Below are 16,585 nucleotides of genomic sequence, written 5' to 3' on the forward strand. Positions count from 1 at the left end.
GTGATAGAAAGATTCTCAGAAAGAATAATAAGGATATTGTATATTCCGAAAGATTTCTACTTATTTCGACAAAAGTATTGACGAGAAAAAGTGTTATGAGTAAAATAAAAAAGCGAATTAAAAATTTTCAGAAAATTTAAAACTTGGAGGAGTGGACGATGAAGCAAATTTTTCAAAAGAAGCCTATTGCAAAGTTAATGCAAGAAAGTAAGCAAAAAACGTTAGCGAGAACATTGGGCGCACTGGATTTAACTATGCTTGGAATCGGAGCGATTGTTGGAACTGGTATTTTCGTTCTTACAGGCGTAGTGGCAGCAAAACATTCTGGACCAGCTATTATATTATCATTCGCGATAGCCGCATTAGCCTGTGCCTTTGCTGCATTTTGTTATGCTGAATTTGCTTCTTCAGTTCCTGTCTCGGGTAGCGTATATACATATACGTACGCGACGATGGGAGAAGTATTCGCGTTTTTAATTGGTTGGGATTTAATGCTTGAATATTTACTTGCTACATCTGCTGTAGCAAATGGATGGTCCGCTTATTTTCAGTCTTTACTAAAGGGATTTGGGATTCATATTCCGACCATTCTTTCTTCGGCCCCAGGCACAGGAAAAGGTGGAATAATTGATTTGCCTGCAGTCTTAATTATTTTAGTGATGACAGCTCTTTTATCTAGGGGTGTTCGAGAGAGTGCACGTGTAAATAATATTATGGTATTTATTAAAATAGCAGTTGTTCTTATTTTTATCTTTGCTGGTTTTAATTATGTGAAGCCTGAAAACTGGACGCCTTTTATGCCATTTGGTTTAGATGGTGTAATGGCTGGGGCTGCTACAGTATTCTTCGCATTTATAGGATTCGATGCAGTTTCAACAGCTGCGGAAGAAGTGAAACGTCCACAACGTGATTTACCAATCGGCATTATTGCATCGTTATTAATATGTACAGTTCTTTATATCGTTGTTTCACTTATTCTGACAGGAATTGTTCCATACGGACAGCTGAATATATCAGATCCAGTTGCTTTTGCACTTCAATTTATTGGACAAGATGGTTTAGCGGGGGTAATTTCAGTAGGGGCAATCACAGGGATTACAACTGTAATGCTAGTGATGATGTATGGGCAAGTTCGTGTTTCATATGCGATGAGCCGTGATGGGTTATTGCCGAAGCGTCTGGCTAAGGTTCACCCGAAATTTAAAACACCGTTTTTAAATACATGGACAACGGGTATTATTGCAGCATTGATTTCAGGATTAATAGATTTAAATGTATTGGCACACCTTGTAAACATGGGGACATTGTCAGCCTTTGCACTCGTAGCTGTTGCGGTTATTGTGATGAGAAAGACTCATCCGGATTTACCAAGAGCATTTAAGGCGCCACTCGTACCATTTTTACCAGCGTTAACAGTAATTTTCTGTTTATACTTAATGCTTCAATTATCAGGGACAGCGTGGATTAGTTTTGGAGTATGGATGGTTATCGGTATAGCGGTTTACTTCTTATATAGTCGAAAACATAGTGTTTTAAATAATAGTAAAAAAGAAGATGATGTAGCGAATTTATAAGTGGAAAAATCCATTCTAATTCTGTTAGAATGGATTTTTTTATTTGAAAATTTACATTTTTCTGAATCTATTATAAGATAATTGTTGGTCAACTAAAGGGGTGAAAATATGAAAAATACATGGCGTGAGCTAAGGGAAATGGATCGTAACGTATGGATTCGATTTATCGGTGAGACATTGAATGGAATTGCGATGATGATGTTAATGCCTTTTTTCGCATTATATTTAAAAGATAAGGTAGATTCTTTATTACAGGTTGGAGTTATTATGGCGCTTTCTCCAATTGCTGCAAGCTTTGGATCGCTTATAGGTGGAAGAATTGCTGATATATATGGAAGAAAGCCGATTATGATATTTTCAATGGCAAGTAATGCATTATTAATGCTCGGTTTTTTATTTATAGAAGGGTTTATTTCATATGCAATTTTATCTGTTTTTTTAGGATTAAGTAATTCTTTATTTCATCCAGCTGCATCAGCGATGGTTGCAGATGTGACCGCGCCCGAAAAAAGAACCGAAGCATATGGTTTATTGCGAATGGGACACAATATAGGTGCTGCAATCGGTCCAATAATGGGTGCATCAGTAGTGGTGTTGTCAAAGAATCTTGTGTTTATTATTGCTTCTTCTACGATGCTATTTTATGCATTACTTGTACTAATTCTTATCCAGGAGACAATGCCAAAAGCAGCAGATAAAAAAGAAGAGAATGCAGAGAAGGAATCAGGTGCAGTTTGGAAAGTTTTAATGAGAGATAAGGCGTTAATGATTTATTTGTTAGCAGGTATCATTATTTCTATGGGATTTTCTCAAACAGAAGGCATGTTACCACTTCACTTTGATAATGAAATGAAGGATATTTTTGGAGTTAACAATCCATACCCGTATTTAATGGCGCTAAATGGACTATTAGTTGTGTTGTTCCAGTTTCAAATTTCAAAATGGGCGACAGATAAACCTGTCGGAAAGACGATGTTATACGGGGCGTGTTTGTTTGGAATTGGTTTGTTTTTTATAGGGTGGTTACCGAAGTGGTTTGGAGAATTTAATACAAATGCTACAATTATTTTAGTGACGTTAATGTTCGTGTATGCCATATATACGTTAGGCGAGATGATTATGTCGCCTGTACAGATGACGTTTGTAGCGAATTTGGCCCCTGAGCATTTGAGAGGAACTTATATGGGAGCAGCGAGTTTGCAGTGGATTACGGGAAGTGCATTTGGTCCACTTCTTGGAGGTTTTTTATTAGATAGATTACTCGGACATTTCTTATTTACAATTTTAGGTGTAGGATGTTTAGTTGCAGGTATTGTATACGTTTCTTTAGATCGCCTTGTGGAACAAAGGCAAAAGGACACACTAACCAAACAATCTTCTTAATAAAATAGGTGACATACACAAAAAGGGGATTTCTACATATTTTAGGTACATAACTAGATTAGGTTGCCATTTCATTTTGTGTAGTTGTGAAGAAAATGAAATAGAAAAGTGTAGAAATCCAATAAGTGGTGTCATTTAATTATTTGTGGAAGTTACATTTTATTTCAAATAGGAACTACCTATTTTTATAAAAAGTGCTAAAATAGAAAAATGAAAACAATTGGTTAGGGTGATTTAATTGACGAAAATTAAATTAGGTTTATTATATGGTGGAAAATCAGCTGAGCATCAAGTTTCGTTACAGACGGCTCTTGCTGCTATTAAAGCGTTAAATCAAGATAAATTCGAGATTCATCCGATTTATATTACAGAGCAAGGTCAATGGGTACGCGGTGAGCGTATTGAAGGTGAAGTAACGGATGTTGAAGCTTTAAAAATGAGCGGTGCAGAAAATTCGATTTCTCCGTTATCATTAAGCACGGAAATTATTCCATCTGCAACTTCTGAGGAAGATGCTATCGACGTTATTTTTCCATTACTACATGGACCAAATGGTGAAGATGGAACGGTTCAAGGGTTATTAGAATTAATGAACATTCCTTATGTAGGAAATGGTGTTCTAGCATCGTCTGCCGGTATGGATAAAGTTGTTATGAAAAATATCTTTGCAGAAGCTGGTTTGAAACAAGCGAAATATGCATCTTTCATTCGTAGTGCATGGGAAAAAAATCGCGAAGAAGCTTATGACAAAGTAGAAGAGAAGTTAGGGTATCCTTGCTTCGTAAAACCAGCAAACCTTGGTTCAAGTGTTGGTATTAATAAATGTAAAAATCGTGAAGAACTTGAGAGTGCATTTGAAGAGGCATTCCAATTCGACCGCAAAATTATTGTAGAAGAAAATATCGTAGGTCGTGAAGTAGAAGTTGGTGTACTAGGTAACGACGAACCGAAATGTTCAGTTGTAGGTGAAATCGTACCGAAAAAGGACTTTTATGATTATAAGTCGAAGTACATCGATGGTGATACAGCGTTAATTATTCCAGCTGAAATGACAGAAGAAGAGTCTAATGTAATTAAGCGAGATGCAATTGTTGCATTCCAATCTTTAGATGGTGCAGGCTTAACACGAGCTGATTTCTTCTTAACGAAAGACGGAGAAGTATATATTAACGAAGTAAACACAATGCCAGGATTTACGCCGTTTAGTATGTTCCCTCTATTATGGCAACATACTGGATTACCATATCCAGAATTAATTGAAGAGCTAATTCGTTTGGCGATTGAACGTCACGAAGAAAAACAAAAAATTAAATATACAATATAACAAAAAAGGAGGAGGCACTATTCGAAGGAATAGTGCTTCCTCTATGTAAGGAGTGTTTTCATGATTAATCGAACGTTAAAACAAGTAGAACAGATGATAAATGGTACGGGATTAGCAGAGCAGTATGAGGGAATTACTATACAGGGAGTGTCTATTGATACGAGAAAAATCGAAAAAGGAAATTTATATGTTCCGATTCAAGGTGAACGTTTCGATGGACATGCTTTTGTAGATAAAGCTGTTGAAAATGGAGCTGTTGCTACATTATGGATGAAAGATGTAGCAAATCCGCCTGAGAATCTTCCAGTTATTTTTGTAGAAGACACACTATTGGCATTACAAATGTTAGCGAAAAACTATCGCGATCAATTGGATGTTAAAGTTATTGGTGTGACAGGTAGTAACGGTAAAACATCTACGAAAGATATTGTAACAAGCCTTCTTGCGACTAAATTCAAAGTTCAAAAAACAGAAGGTAATTTCAATAACCATATCGGTTTACCTCTTACTATTTTAAACCTAGAAGAAAATACGGAAGTTGCTGTATTAGAAATGGGTATGTCAAGCCGAGGAGAAATTGAATTCTTATCTAAGTTAGCTCGTCCTAATGCAGCTATCATTACGAACATTGGTGAGGCGCATTTAATGGATTTAGGCTCTCGTGAGGCAATTGCAGAAGCGAAATTAGAAATTGTGGCAGGATTACAAGAAGGCGGAGTGTTCGTATATAACGGAGATGAGCCATTATTAACAAATCGTGTTCCTGAAATGAATTTAGCGACGGAAACAGTAACATTTGGTGATGCCAGAGCAAACGATTACTATCCAACGACTGTAACATTACAGGCAACTGGCACACATTTTAAAATGAATAGAGAAGAAAACATTTCATTTTATATACCAGTGTTAGGGAAACATAATGTGTATAATACACTTGCTTCCATGGCGATTGCGAAACATTTTGGTGTGACATGGGAAGAAATGAAACAAGGTTTAGTAACACTTCAAATGACAGGTATGCGCATGGAAATTGTAAAAAAGGATAGTGGGTTAACAGTTATCAATGATGCTTACAATGCAAGTCCGACAGCTATGGAAGCAGCATTCCATTTAATGAATGGTTTAGATGGTTTTTCTCAAAAAATCGTCGTGCTTGGTGATATGTTAGAGCTTGGAGACCAAGAGGTTCAATTTCATTATGAAGTAGGTAAATTAATTGACCCAGCAAAAATCTCATATGTATTCACATATGGTAGATTAGGGGCTCAAATTGCTGAGGGAGCGGAAATTAATTTCCCTGGTGAACGTGTAAAGGCCTATCATAATAAAGAAGAGCTTGTAAAAGATTTACAGGCGGTAGTTGGTAATAACGATGTTGTATTAGTTAAAGCATCTCGTGGTATGAAATTAGAAGAAGTTATTACGATGTTGAAATAATTGGTGAATATAAATAGGGATGATAGTCACGAAAATAGAAGAAACTTATAATAAGCGCTTACAGAGGGTGTTAAAAAATAAAAGTGAAGAAAAAAAGTCCTGAATATGAAAATAAGGTAACAGTTGGGTTTGCTTTTTGCACATACAAAACTTATAATTGATAAAGTGTAATAACGTTTAAAAGTATTTTCGTGTAGAAATACGCCCGTTTATATACGTGAGCATTCAGGAAAAGGGCTTTTCCGCCAATTCGGAAAATGCCTTTTTTTAAATGATAAGTATAGGATAGAAAAGGAGAAGTAACATTGACAACATTTCGAGAATTAGGATTAAGTGAATCTTTATTGCAATCTGTTGAAAGTATGGGCTTTGAAGAGGCTACGCCGATTCAAGCTGAAACAATCCCACATGCATTGCAAGGTAAAGATATTATTGGGCAAGCGCAGACAGGTACAGGGAAAACAGCAGCATTTGGATTACCGCTATTAGATAAAGTAGATACTCGTAAAGAAGCAGTTCAAGGTATTGTTATCGCGCCAACGCGTGAATTAGCAATTCAAGTTGGAGAAGAACTATACAAAATTGGTAAACATAAACGCGTTCGTATTTTACCAATTTATGGTGGTCAAGATATTAACCGCCAAATTCGTGCTCTAAAAAAACACCCACACATTATTGTTGGTACGCCGGGTCGTATTTTAGATCATATTAACCGTAAAACACTTCGCCTACAAAACGTTGAGACTGTTGTTCTTGATGAAGCGGATGAAATGTTAAACATGGGCTTCATTGAAGATATTGAAGCAATTTTAACAGATGTGCCAGAAACACATCAAACATTATTATTCTCAGCGACAATGCCAGATCCAATCCGTCGTATTGCTGAGCGTTTCATGACTGAGCCTCAACACATTAAAGTAAAAGCAAAAGAAGTAACAATGCCAAACATTCAGCAGTTCTATTTAGAAGTGCAAGAAAAGAAAAAGTTTGACGTATTAACGCGCTTACTAGATATTCAATCTCCAGAGCTTGCGATCGTATTCGGTCGTACAAAGCGTCGTGTTGATGAATTATCAGAAGCATTAAACTTACGTGGTTATGCAGCAGAAGGTATTCATGGTGACTTAACACAAGCGAAACGTATGTCTGTATTACGTAAATTTAAAGAAGGTGCTATTGAAGTTCTTGTTGCAACAGATGTTGCTGCGCGTGGTCTTGATATTTCAGGCGTAACACACGTATACAACTTCGATATCCCACAAGATCCAGAATCATACGTTCACCGTATCGGTCGTACTGGCCGTGCAGGTAAAAAAGGTATTGCAATGTTATTTGTAACACCACGTGAATCAGGACAATTAAAAAATATCGAGCGTACAACAAAACGTAAGGTTGACCGTATGGAAGCACCGACACTTGACGAGGCACTAGAAGGTCAACAACGTTTAATCGCTGAAAAACTTCAAAGCACAATTGAAAATGATAACTTATCATACTACAAGCGTATTGCAGAAGAAATGTTAGAAGAGAACGACTCTGTAACAGTAGTAGCTGCTGCTTTAAAAATGATGACAAAAGAGCCAGATACAACACCAATCGCTTTAACATCAGAACCACCAGTTGTTTCAAGAGGTGGCGGTTCTAAAAAACGCGGTGGTAACGGAGGCGGATACCGTGATGGTAACCGTAATCGTAGTCGTGATGGACGCAGTGGCGATGGTCGTAACCGTGACCGTAACCGTGACGGACGCAGTGGCGATGGTCGTAACCGTGATCGCAATCGTGATGGTGGCCGTGATGGTAACCGTGGTCGTAGAGGTGAAGGTCAAGGTCGCCCTGGATCTTCTTCAAATGGACGCGGCGAAAGAAAACATCATAGCCGTCCACAAGCTTAATAAAAAAAGAGAATGCCCTTTGTTGGCATTCTCTTTTTTTATTTCTAAAATTGTACATACTACATAATAACTCATGTAGAAAAGAGGTACGATATGCTTGTAAGGCTTGGGTATGTTGCGATGAGTGTGCATTTGAAGAACGCATCTCCATCTCAAACGATGACATATGCACAGTTTCAACGGATTGATGATCGAGAGGCTGCGATTCGTAAACTTGAAAGAATCGCTAATTCGAATTTGGAAAATTGCTTGCGGTTATTAAAGCATAATAAGGGGCATGATATATCTTTCTTTCGACTTAGTTCTAAGCTTATTCCTTTAGCGAATCATGAGGAGTTGTTAGAGTGGAACTATATTCGTCCATTAAAAGAAAGTTTAAAAGTGCTAGGTGAATACGCAATTCGTATGAATATGCGTATTGATTTCCATCCGGATCACTTTGTTGTACTAAATTCACCGGAGGAAAGTATTTTTAAACAGTCAGTAAAAACTTTGCAGATGCACAAAAAAATGTTAAAAGGTATGGGGATTGCACATAAGCAACGATGTGTATTACATGTTGGAGGAGGTTATAAAGATAAAGAGCTCGCATTAGAACGCTTTATAGAAAATTGGTCTAACGTTCCAAGGGGTATTCAAGAAATGATCATGTTAGAAAATGATGATACAACCTTCACGCTAGCGGAAACATTGTATTTAGGAGAAAAATTAGACATTCCGGTCGTGTTTGATTTGCATCATCATACGATGAACAATGAACGAGAAGATTGGCATGAAGATTGGGCGCGTGTTGTTCATACGTGGGAAACATCTTTGTTACCAGTTAAAATGCATATCTCCAGTCCTAGAGATGAGAAAGACCCGAGGGCACACGCTGATTTTATTGATGTTGATGCATTCTTATCTTTTTTAAGAAGGATTAAGGGAAGTGTTGGGCAAATTGATTGTATGATTGAGGCGAAGCAGAAGGATGAGTCTTTATTTCAACTCATGAGAGACTTAAGTAAACAAATAGATGTGGAAATTATCGATGGTGCGAGCTTTTACATTAAATAAGCTCAGCACCATCGAATTTTTTTGTTAAAAAAGGAGTTAAAATACCACCGGTTATTAATCCTGCTAAATGGCTTATAGGATTGGCGAAAGGATTAAAGAAAGTAAATAATAGTAATATAAGTATCATGATTGAGAAAATAGCAATTTCTTTTGAGTGTGAAGGGCGGTATCGATTGTACAATAAAAATAGTTGGGCGCCTAGTAACCCGAAAATCCCACCAGATGCTCCCGTATGAATGTATTCAGGAGGCATAATAATATAAGAAGCGATATTTCCGGAAATACCGGGAAGAAAAAATAGAATGATAAAAGAAATGTGTCCGAGTTGTTTTTCGATAGAAGAGCCAAGAATAAATAAGCAAATACTATTAGAAAGAAAATGTTGTAAGTCCACGTGTACGAGCAGAGAAGTTATGACACGCCACCATTCTCCTTTAGTGATATATTCATTGTTAGCTGCCATTGGAAAGAGAAAGAAGTCGCCTAACATCATCATGAATAGTTGAATAAGAAGTAAAGAGAGGATGATTGGATTTAAGGAAATGCGAGTGGGTCGTATTAGCATGCTGGTAGTATCACTCCTTTTGCATCAGAATGATTCTCTGTTATTCTTACAATATGAAAGAAGAAAGCTAAATAGAAGAAGGGGATTTCGAAATGATTGTAGGGATTGGAATAGATATTATTGAATTGAATCGAATTGAAAAAATGCTAGATGGAAAGCTTAAATTTATGGAACGTATTTTAACTGAAAGTGAACGTAATGTTGCTATGGAACTGAAAGGGAGTCGCCTTACAGAGTTTGTAGCGGGAAGATTTGCAGCGAAAGAGGCGTATTCAAAAGCGGTAGGCACTGGTATCGGGAAAGAAGTGAGTTTTTTAGATATTGAAGTGAAAAATGATGATAGAGGGAAGCCGCTTCTTATTGCAAATACAGAGCATATTGTTCATTTATCAATTAGTCATAGTAAGGAATTTGCTGTTGCACAAGTTGTTTTAGAAAGCTTGTCACGCTAGTCTGCATATTTCATATCCTTGTCTCATATATTTGAGGTAGCGATAAGGAAGGTACACCTTCCATTCATTTATAGGGGCAAAGGGGCTGAAGTGATGAAAAGGCGTCTGTTTTTAGTTCTTGTCGGTTTATTGACCGTTTTTGTGTTGGCGGGCTGTATGGAAAAGAAACAAGATGATGTTGTGAGAGATTTAGAAGCGAAAGTGAAAGGGATGAAAAGTTATCAAGCTGAAGCGAAATTAACTATTAAAACAGGGAATGAGCCTCAGGAGTATAAAGTGGAAATTTGGCATAAAGAACCTTCTTTTTATCGTGTGAATTTACAGAATGCAAAAAAAGATCAGAGCCAAATTATTTTAAGAAATGAAGAAGGGGTATTTGTATTAACTCCAGCGCTTAATAAGAGTTTCCGTTTTCAAAGTGATTGGCCGCAAAATAGTAGCCAGGCCTATTTATATGAATCACTTGTAAGAGATATTTTGCAGGATAAGAAAAACCTTACTTTCGAGAAAACAGATAAATATTATATTTTCAAAACAAAAACAAACTATCAACATCAAAATATGTTACCGAAACAAGAGATTACATTGAAGAAAAGCGATTTAACACCAGTTTCGGTGAAATTAATGGATAATGATCAAAATGTTCTTGTGAAAGTAGATTTCTCTAAAGTGAAATTCGATGCGAAATTTGATAAAGGTGCATTTGATACGAAACAAAATATGTCTAGAGCGCAAGTAGATGTTCAAACAACAGCGAAAGAAGACAAACCATTTGCTATTTTGTATCCGCGTGATACGCCGCAAGGCATGACTCTGAAAGACGAAAAAGAGTTGAAGACAGACAGTGGCAAGCGTACGATACTCACATACACTGGAAATAAGAAATCCTTTACCTTAATACAAGAAAAGGCAAAAGTTGCAGAGGCTTCGTCAGCAGTAAGTGTAAGTGGAGAGCCGGTTGATCTTGGGTTTACGATTGGTGCATTGACGAAAGAATCTGTAACGTGGTCACATAACGGAGTAGAATATATGCTCGTGTCTAAAGGTTTAGAGCCGAATGAGTTGTTAATGGTAGCTCGTTCAGTTACAGCGAAGCAGGTGAAGTAAACTTCTTAGACGTGGTGATATATGTGCACCACGTCTTTTCTTAGTTTGAAGGTGGATTTCATAAAAGAAGCATATAAAAGAATAAGCTTCGCATATCGTGTATAAGGAAGTGTATTTATGGAAGAAGCGTCATTTTACCGTGATACTTGGGTGGAAGTGGATTTAGATGCGATTTATAACAATATTACGCATATTAAAGAGTTCATTCCGAGTAATGTTGAGATTTTTGCTGTAGTTAAAGCGAATGCATATGGGCACGATTATGTACCGGTGGCTAAAACCGCATTAGAAGCAGGTGCAACAAGATTAGCAGTTGCTTTTTTAGATGAAGCCTTAGTTCTTAGAAGGGCTGGTATTACCGTACCAATTTTAGTGCTAGGTCCTTCCCCGCCTCGAGATATAAATGTAGCTGCTGAAAATGATGTAGCATTAACTGTTTTTCAAAAAGAATGGGTGGAAGAAGCCATCAAACTATGGGATGGTTCATCTATAATGAAATTCCATATTAATTTTGATAGTGGTATGGGGAGAATTGGAATACGCGAACGCAAAGAATTAAAAGAATTCTTAAAGAGTTTAGAAGGTGCACCATTTTTAGAGTTAGAAGGAGTATATACGCATTTTGCAACAGCAGATGAGGTTGAGACTTCGTATTTTGATAAGCAATATAACACGTTCTTGCAGCAGTTAAGTTGGTTGAAGGAATTCGGAGTGGATCCTAAATTTGTCCATACAGCTAATAGTGCTGCAACTTTACGTTTTCAAGGAATTACATTTAATGCAGTACGAATTGGTATTGCGATGTATGGATTATCCCCATCTGTAGAAATACGTCCTTTTTTACCATTTAAATTAGAACCGGCGTTATCACTGCATACGAAAGTTGCTCATATTAAACAGGTGATTAAAGGGGATGGAATTAGTTATAACGTCACTTACCGAACAAAAACTGAAGAATGGATTGCAACTGTTGCGATTGGATATGCAGATGGCTGGCTTAGAAGATTACAAGGATTTGAAGTGCTTGTGGATGGTAAAAGAGTACCGATTGTAGGGAGAGTAACAATGGATCAATTCATGATTCATCTTCCTTGTGAAGTCCCGCTTGGTACGAAAGTTACACTCATTGGACGACAAGGTGATGAATATATTAGCGCTACAGAGGTTGCTGAATATTCCGGGACTATTAATTATGAAATTATTGCAACGATTAGTTTCCGTGTGCCGAGAATATTTATACGACATGGTAAAGTTGTAGAAATCATCAATTATTTGAATAATATATAGAAGATCATCTAATTTGCTTCTTGTCATTTAATTGAGCTTTTTATTGATGGAAAATATGCTCTTTTTTGATGAGAAGCTTTTACTTATAATCACTTTTAATATAAGTTTTGCATAGGAATTCTTTTGTTCCTTGTTTAAAATAAGATGAAAAATAATAGAAGATGAATGTTTTTCCTGTGAATTGGAAAACATAAGCAAGGAATAAGGAAGTCTTTGCAACAGGCTCCATACAATGGTATTATTACAATAGGTGTCATATATATATTTGGGTGTGTAGTTGACGGTGGAGGTGTATTTTTGTGTCCGAATCAAGTGTAACTACTGAAATCGTGGTTCGGTTGCCAAAGCAAATGGTAACGGAATTGGACGGAATTGGAAAACAAGAGAATAAGAATCGCCATGAACTAATTTGCCAGGCAACACAACTGTTATTGCGTCAACATAAGACGAAGAAACGCTACCAACATGAATCAATGCGACGTGGGTACATTGAAATGGGAAAAATTAATCTTGGTATTGCATCTGAAGCTTTCTTAGCAGAGTATGAAGCAGCTCATACGGTAGAACGCTTAGTTAGCGGGGGGTAATATTTTGATTGTAAAACGCGGCGACGTGTATTTTGCAGACCTTTCCCCAGTTGTTGGTTCTGAGCAAGGAGGCGTTCGTCCGGTTCTTGTCATTCAAAATGACATCGGAAATCGTTTTAGTCCAACGGTGATTGTAGCGGCTATTACTGCACAGATTCAAAAAGCGAAATTACCCACTCATGTGGAAATTGATGCGAAAAAGTATGGATTTGAGAGAGATTCTGTTATTTTACTTGAGCAGATTCGAACAATCGATAAGCAACGCTTAACGGACAAAATCACTCATTTGGATGAAGTGATGATGATTCGTGTAGATGAAGCGTTACAAATTAGTTTAGGACTAATAGATTTTTAAATCGGCAGTTTAAGTTGCTCTCTTTGAAGGGCAACTTTTTTTTATTATAGAGGAGGTTACGGTTGTATATGGAAATGGTAGATAATCGACAAGCGTTAATGAAAATGTTAGTGAAAGAATTAGGCTTTACCGAAAAGCAAGTTCGTCATGTTATTCAATTAACAGAAGAAGGTAACACAGTTCCATTTATTGCTCGTTACCGAAAAGAATGGACAGGCTCTTTAGATGAGGTGCAAATTCGTGCAATCTTAGAGAGATGGCAATATATGATGCAGCTTGAAGATAGGAAAGAAGAGGTTCTTCGTCTTATTGGTGAAAAGGGTAAGCTAACCGAAGAGTTGCGCCGTCATATTGTTGCCGCAACGAAACTACAGGAAGTAGAAGATTTATATCGTCCTTATAAAGAGAAAAGAAGAACGAAAGCGACGATTGCAAAAGAAAAAGGATTAGAACCGCTAGCTGAATGGTTATTGTTATATAAAAAAGAAGATCCGGCTAAAAAGGCTATGGAATTTGTTAATGCAGAAAAAGAAGTGGAATCTGCAGAAGAGGCGTTGCAAGGTGCGCAAGACATTATTGCAGAAATCGTTTCAGATGAAGCTGCGTATCGTAGTTGGATTCGGAATGTTACTTTTAGAAAAGGTGTTATGTCTTCGGTTGTAAAAGACGAAGAAAAAGATGAAAAGAATATATATGAAATGTATTACAGTTATGAAGAACCGTTGCAGAAAGTAGTACCGCATCGTGTATTAGCGATGAATCGCGGTGAGAAAGAAGATATATTGAGAGTTTCTGTTGTTCCACCAGTAGATGAGATAATAACTTTCTTATATAAGAAAGTAATCCGTGATAACGATTCAAAAAGTGCGCATTATGTACAATTAGCGATTGAGGATGGCTATAAACGATTAATTCAATCTTCGATTGAAAGAGAAATTCGAAAAGAATTAACAGAAACAGCTGAAGAACAAGCGATACATATTTTCTCTGAGAACTTACGTAATTTATTATTACAACCTCCAATGAAAGGGAAGGTTGTGCTAGCCGTAGACCCTGCATATAGAACTGGTTGTAAATTAGCTGTAGTAGATGATACGGGGAAAGTTCTATATATCGATGTTATTTATCCGCATCCACCTGTTCGTAAATATGATGATGCAAAAAAGAAAGTTCTTTCTATTATAGATAAATATCAAGTTGAAATGATTGCAATTGGGAACGGCACAGCTTCTAGAGAAACGGAAGAGTTTATAGTAGATGTATTACAAAGTGTGAAACAGGATGTTTTCTATATTATTGTAAATGAAGCAGGGGCAAGTGTGTATTCGGCTTCCGATTTAGCTCGTGAGGAATTCCCTGATTTCCAAGTTGAAGAAAGAAGCGCGGTTTCAATTGGAAGACGCCTGCAAGATCCACTTGCTGAGCTCGTGAAAATTGACCCTAAATCGGTAGGGGTGGGGCAATATCAACATGATGTAACTCAAAAGAGATTAAATGAATCGTTAACATTTGTGGTAGAGACAGCAGTTAACCAAGTTGGTGTGAATGTAAATACAGCTTCAGTTGCATTGTTACAATATGTTTCGGGGTTATCAAAAACAGTTGCGAAAAATATTGTAGCTAAGCGTGAGGAAGATGGGAAATTTACGAAGCGTACTGAATTAAAGAAAATCCCTCGTTTAGGCGCGAAAACATATGAACAGTGTATTGGGTTTTTACGTATATTAGAAGGCGCGAATCCGTTAGATCGTACAGGGATCCATCCAGAACAATATAAAAATGTCGAATTGCTACTAAAGAGTCTAGGGTTATCGAAGAATGATGTAGGGAAACCGAACTTGCAGGAGAGTTTAGAGGGAGTGGATGTTTCTAAATTATCTCAAGAGACGGAGATCGGTGAGCCGACATTGGTTGATATTATTGATGCCTTAATTAGTCCAGAGCGAGACATGAGGGATGAATTGCCAAAACCACTTCTGAAAAAAGGGATTTTGAAATTAGAAGATTTACAGCGTGGTATGGAACTGGAAGGGACAGTTCGTAACGTTGTTGATTTTGGTGCTTTTGTTGACATTGGTGTAAAACAAGATGGTTTAGTGCATATTTCTAAATTAAGCAAACAGTTTGTAAAGCATCCATTAGATGTTGTATCTGTAGGGCAAATCGTAAAAGTATGGGTAGATGATATTGATACAAAAAAAGGTCGTGTTGCATTATCTATGTTACCGATTGAATAGTAAGAAAAGAGAGCAGATAAAACTGCTCTTTTTTTTATGGAGTAGAAAGTGTAATGGATTATGAGCTTTGATGTATTTTGCTATAATAAAACCAGCATTCATTTAGCAATTTAATTTGATACCGGTTTTTTTCAAAATATGCACGTTGCATTTGTTTTTTTAGCCATGTAGGCATAGGAATCCCTCCTTGTATAATCCTACTCTCAAAAATTTACCTTTGTAGTTAAGGTACTATTGACGAGAGGTTAATGAGTGGATTTCTATTAATGTCGTATTTTTAGAAACCACGCTTCTTGAATGAGGATGGGTATATGTACTATTTAATATATGTATAGGAAGGGAGAAAAGTGTAAAAATATTTTTTTGTTTAGGAGGAATGAGAATGCATGAGAAAGAAATTCAGCAGCTAGTGGAAGAAGTATCCCTACGATACTTCGGGATGCCATTCTTACATAAAGCGATGTTTAATAATAGATTACGTACAACTGGTGGACGTTATCTATTGAAGAGTCACAATATCGAACTGAATTATCGATATTATGAAATGTATGGTAAAGAAGAATTAGTCGGGATTATTAAACATGAACTTTGTCATTATCACTTGCATATTACAGGGAGAGGATATAAGCATCGGGATAGGGATTTTCGTGAACTATTAAAAAAGGTAGGTGCACCACGTTTTTGTAAGCGAATGATTAATGAAGAGAAGGAAAAGAAGGAAAAGAAGGTTTATATGTATGAATGTATGGAGTGTTCGCTTCAATATGTAAGAAGACGTCAAATAAATACAAAAAGATATGTCTGTGGAAAGTGTAAGGGAAAACTAAAACCGGTAGCGAAAACATCTTGACAGTGAAAACGCAATCCAGTATATTATAAACATGTCACGTTTGTGCAAGATATTGTTAAAAAACATCTTGACTTACGATGAGAAGTTTTATAAGATACAAATTGTCTTCATTATTCCGCAGTAGCTCAGTGGTAGAGCTATCGGCTGTTAACCGATCGGTCGTAGGTTCGAGTCCTACCTGCGGAGCCATACAGAGAAGTACCCAAGTGGCTCAAGGGGCTCCCCTGCTAAGGGAGTAGATCGCTAACGCGGTGCGAGGGTTCGAATCCCTTCTTCTCTGCCATACATATTGGCCCGTTGGTCAAGTGGTTAAGACACCGCCCTTTCACGGCGGTAACACGGGTTCGAATCCCGTACGGGTCACCACTTTGGAGGATTAGCTCAGCTGGGAGAGCACCTGCCTTACAAGCAGGGGGTCGGCGGTTCGATCCCGTCATCCTCCACCATATAAATTTATATGAATAGTATTATCGCGG

At 37.1% G+C, this 16,585-nt stretch carries 15 protein-coding genes and 5 tRNA genes (1 of these 20 cut by a window edge); 18 read left to right on the forward strand and 2 right to left on the reverse strand.

Annotated elements, in window-relative coordinates:
* The first annotated feature begins 158 nt into the window (after positions 1–158).
* The 6 genes from F0362_RS01315 to uvsE all read left to right on the forward strand — a co-directional run bounded on the left by F0362_RS01315 (position 159) and on the right by uvsE (position 8,669).
* Entirely contained in the window at positions 159–1,574 is a 1,416-nt protein-coding gene (locus F0362_RS01315) for a branched-chain amino acid transporter BcaP (RefSeq protein ID WP_000809353.1), read from the forward strand.
* A gap of 108 nt (positions 1,575–1,682) precedes the next feature.
* Positions 1,683–2,957 carry an MDR family MFS transporter gene (locus tag F0362_RS01320; protein ID WP_000799751.1) on the forward strand — a complete coding sequence of 425 codons (1,275 nt, stop codon included), beginning with the start codon at positions 1,683–1,685 and terminating at the stop codon, positions 2,955–2,957.
* 238 nt (positions 2,958–3,195) lie between these two features.
* Complete coding sequence (locus F0362_RS01325) at positions 3,196–4,281, forward strand: D-alanine--D-alanine ligase (RefSeq protein ID WP_000161430.1); 1,086 nt, start codon at positions 3,196–3,198, stop codon at positions 4,279–4,281.
* A 60-nt stretch (positions 4,282–4,341) separates the two neighbouring features.
* The gene (gene murF, locus F0362_RS01330) at positions 4,342–5,718 is read left to right on the forward strand and encodes a UDP-N-acetylmuramoyl-tripeptide--D-alanyl-D-alanine ligase (RefSeq protein WP_000610669.1); all 1,377 of its coding nucleotides are present in this window, start codon (positions 4,342–4,344) and stop codon (positions 5,716–5,718) included.
* Positions 5,719–6,023: 305 nt separating this feature from the next.
* Positions 6,024–7,613 carry a degradosome RNA helicase CshA gene (locus F0362_RS01335; RefSeq protein ID WP_000206605.1) on the forward strand — a complete coding sequence of 530 codons (1,590 nt, stop codon included), beginning with the start codon at positions 6,024–6,026 and terminating at the stop codon, positions 7,611–7,613.
* A 93-nt stretch (positions 7,614–7,706) separates the two neighbouring features.
* Positions 7,707–8,669 carry a UV DNA damage repair endonuclease UvsE gene (gene uvsE / locus F0362_RS01340; protein WP_000961174.1) on the forward strand — a complete coding sequence of 321 codons (963 nt, stop codon included), beginning with the start codon at positions 7,707–7,709 and terminating at the stop codon, positions 8,667–8,669.
* Here the strand turns inward: uvsE and F0362_RS01345 are convergent.
* Positions 8,662–9,234 carry a rhomboid family intramembrane serine protease gene (locus F0362_RS01345; protein ID WP_000908503.1) on the reverse strand — a complete coding sequence of 191 codons (573 nt, stop codon included), beginning with the start codon at positions 9,232–9,234 and terminating at the stop codon, positions 8,662–8,664. The genes uvsE and F0362_RS01345 overlap by 8 nt on opposite strands.
* 92 nt (positions 9,235–9,326) lie before the next feature.
* Here F0362_RS01345 and acpS point away from each other — a divergent pair, with 92 nt between their 5' ends.
* The 6 genes from acpS to F0362_RS01375 all read left to right on the forward strand — a co-directional run bounded on the left by acpS (position 9,327) and on the right by F0362_RS01375 (position 15,259).
* Positions 9,327–9,686, forward strand: coding sequence for a holo-ACP synthase (gene acpS, locus F0362_RS01350; RefSeq protein ID WP_000635048.1), 360 nt, complete (start codon positions 9,327–9,329; stop codon positions 9,684–9,686).
* 156 nt (positions 9,687–9,842) lie between these two features.
* Complete coding sequence (locus tag F0362_RS01355; RefSeq protein WP_002037834.1) at positions 9,843–10,793, forward strand: LolA family protein; 951 nt, start codon at positions 9,843–9,845, stop codon at positions 10,791–10,793.
* 117 nt (positions 10,794–10,910) lie between these two features.
* The gene (gene alr, locus F0362_RS01360) at positions 10,911–12,080 is read left to right on the forward strand and encodes an alanine racemase (RefSeq protein WP_000390621.1); all 1,170 of its coding nucleotides are present in this window, start codon (positions 10,911–10,913) and stop codon (positions 12,078–12,080) included.
* A 299-nt stretch (positions 12,081–12,379) separates the two neighbouring features.
* Positions 12,380–12,667 carry an antitoxin EndoAI gene (locus F0362_RS01365; RefSeq protein ID WP_000004570.1) on the forward strand — a complete coding sequence of 96 codons (288 nt, stop codon included), beginning with the start codon at positions 12,380–12,382 and terminating at the stop codon, positions 12,665–12,667.
* Positions 12,668–12,671: 4 nt separating this feature from the next.
* Entirely contained in the window at positions 12,672–13,022 is a 351-nt protein-coding gene (gene ndoA, locus F0362_RS01370; protein WP_000635963.1) for a type II toxin-antitoxin system endoribonuclease NdoA, read from the forward strand.
* A 68-nt stretch (positions 13,023–13,090) separates the two neighbouring features.
* Positions 13,091–15,259, forward strand: a complete 2,169-nt coding sequence (locus tag F0362_RS01375) for a Tex family protein (protein WP_000426215.1) — start codon at positions 13,091–13,093, stop codon at positions 15,257–15,259.
* A 58-nt stretch (positions 15,260–15,317) separates the two neighbouring features.
* Here F0362_RS01375 and cmpA read toward each other — a convergent pair whose 3' ends face one another.
* The gene (cmpA, locus tag F0362_RS01380) at positions 15,318–15,434 is read right to left on the reverse strand and encodes a cortex morphogenetic protein CmpA (RefSeq protein WP_001143642.1); all 117 of its coding nucleotides are present in this window, start codon (positions 15,432–15,434) and stop codon (positions 15,318–15,320) included.
* A gap of 207 nt (positions 15,435–15,641) precedes the next feature.
* Here cmpA and F0362_RS01385 point away from each other — a divergent pair, with 207 nt between their 5' ends.
* The 6 genes from F0362_RS01385 to F0362_RS01410 form a co-directional block, all read left to right on the forward strand.
* Positions 15,642–16,109 carry a SprT family protein gene (locus tag F0362_RS01385; RefSeq protein WP_000544525.1) on the forward strand — a complete coding sequence of 156 codons (468 nt, stop codon included), beginning with the start codon at positions 15,642–15,644 and terminating at the stop codon, positions 16,107–16,109.
* Between the two features lie 114 nt (positions 16,110–16,223).
* Positions 16,224–16,298, forward strand: a tRNA-Asn gene (locus F0362_RS01390).
* Positions 16,299–16,301: 3 nt separating this feature from the next.
* Positions 16,302–16,392 (forward strand) — tRNA-Ser (locus tag F0362_RS01395).
* A gap of 8 nt (positions 16,393–16,400) precedes the next feature.
* Positions 16,401–16,475 (forward strand) — tRNA-Glu (locus tag F0362_RS01400).
* A 4-nt stretch (positions 16,476–16,479) separates the two neighbouring features.
* Positions 16,480–16,555: transfer RNA gene (locus F0362_RS01405), tRNA-Val, on the forward strand.
* Positions 16,556–16,580: 25 nt separating this feature from the next.
* Positions 16,581–16,585, forward strand: a tRNA-Met gene (locus F0362_RS01410) (it continues 72 nt past the right edge of the window).

This window comes from Bacillus sp. BS98, from assembly GCF_008432245.1.
GTDB classification, from domain to species: domain Bacteria; phylum Bacillota; class Bacilli; order Bacillales; family Bacillaceae_G; genus Bacillus_A; species Bacillus_A toyonensis.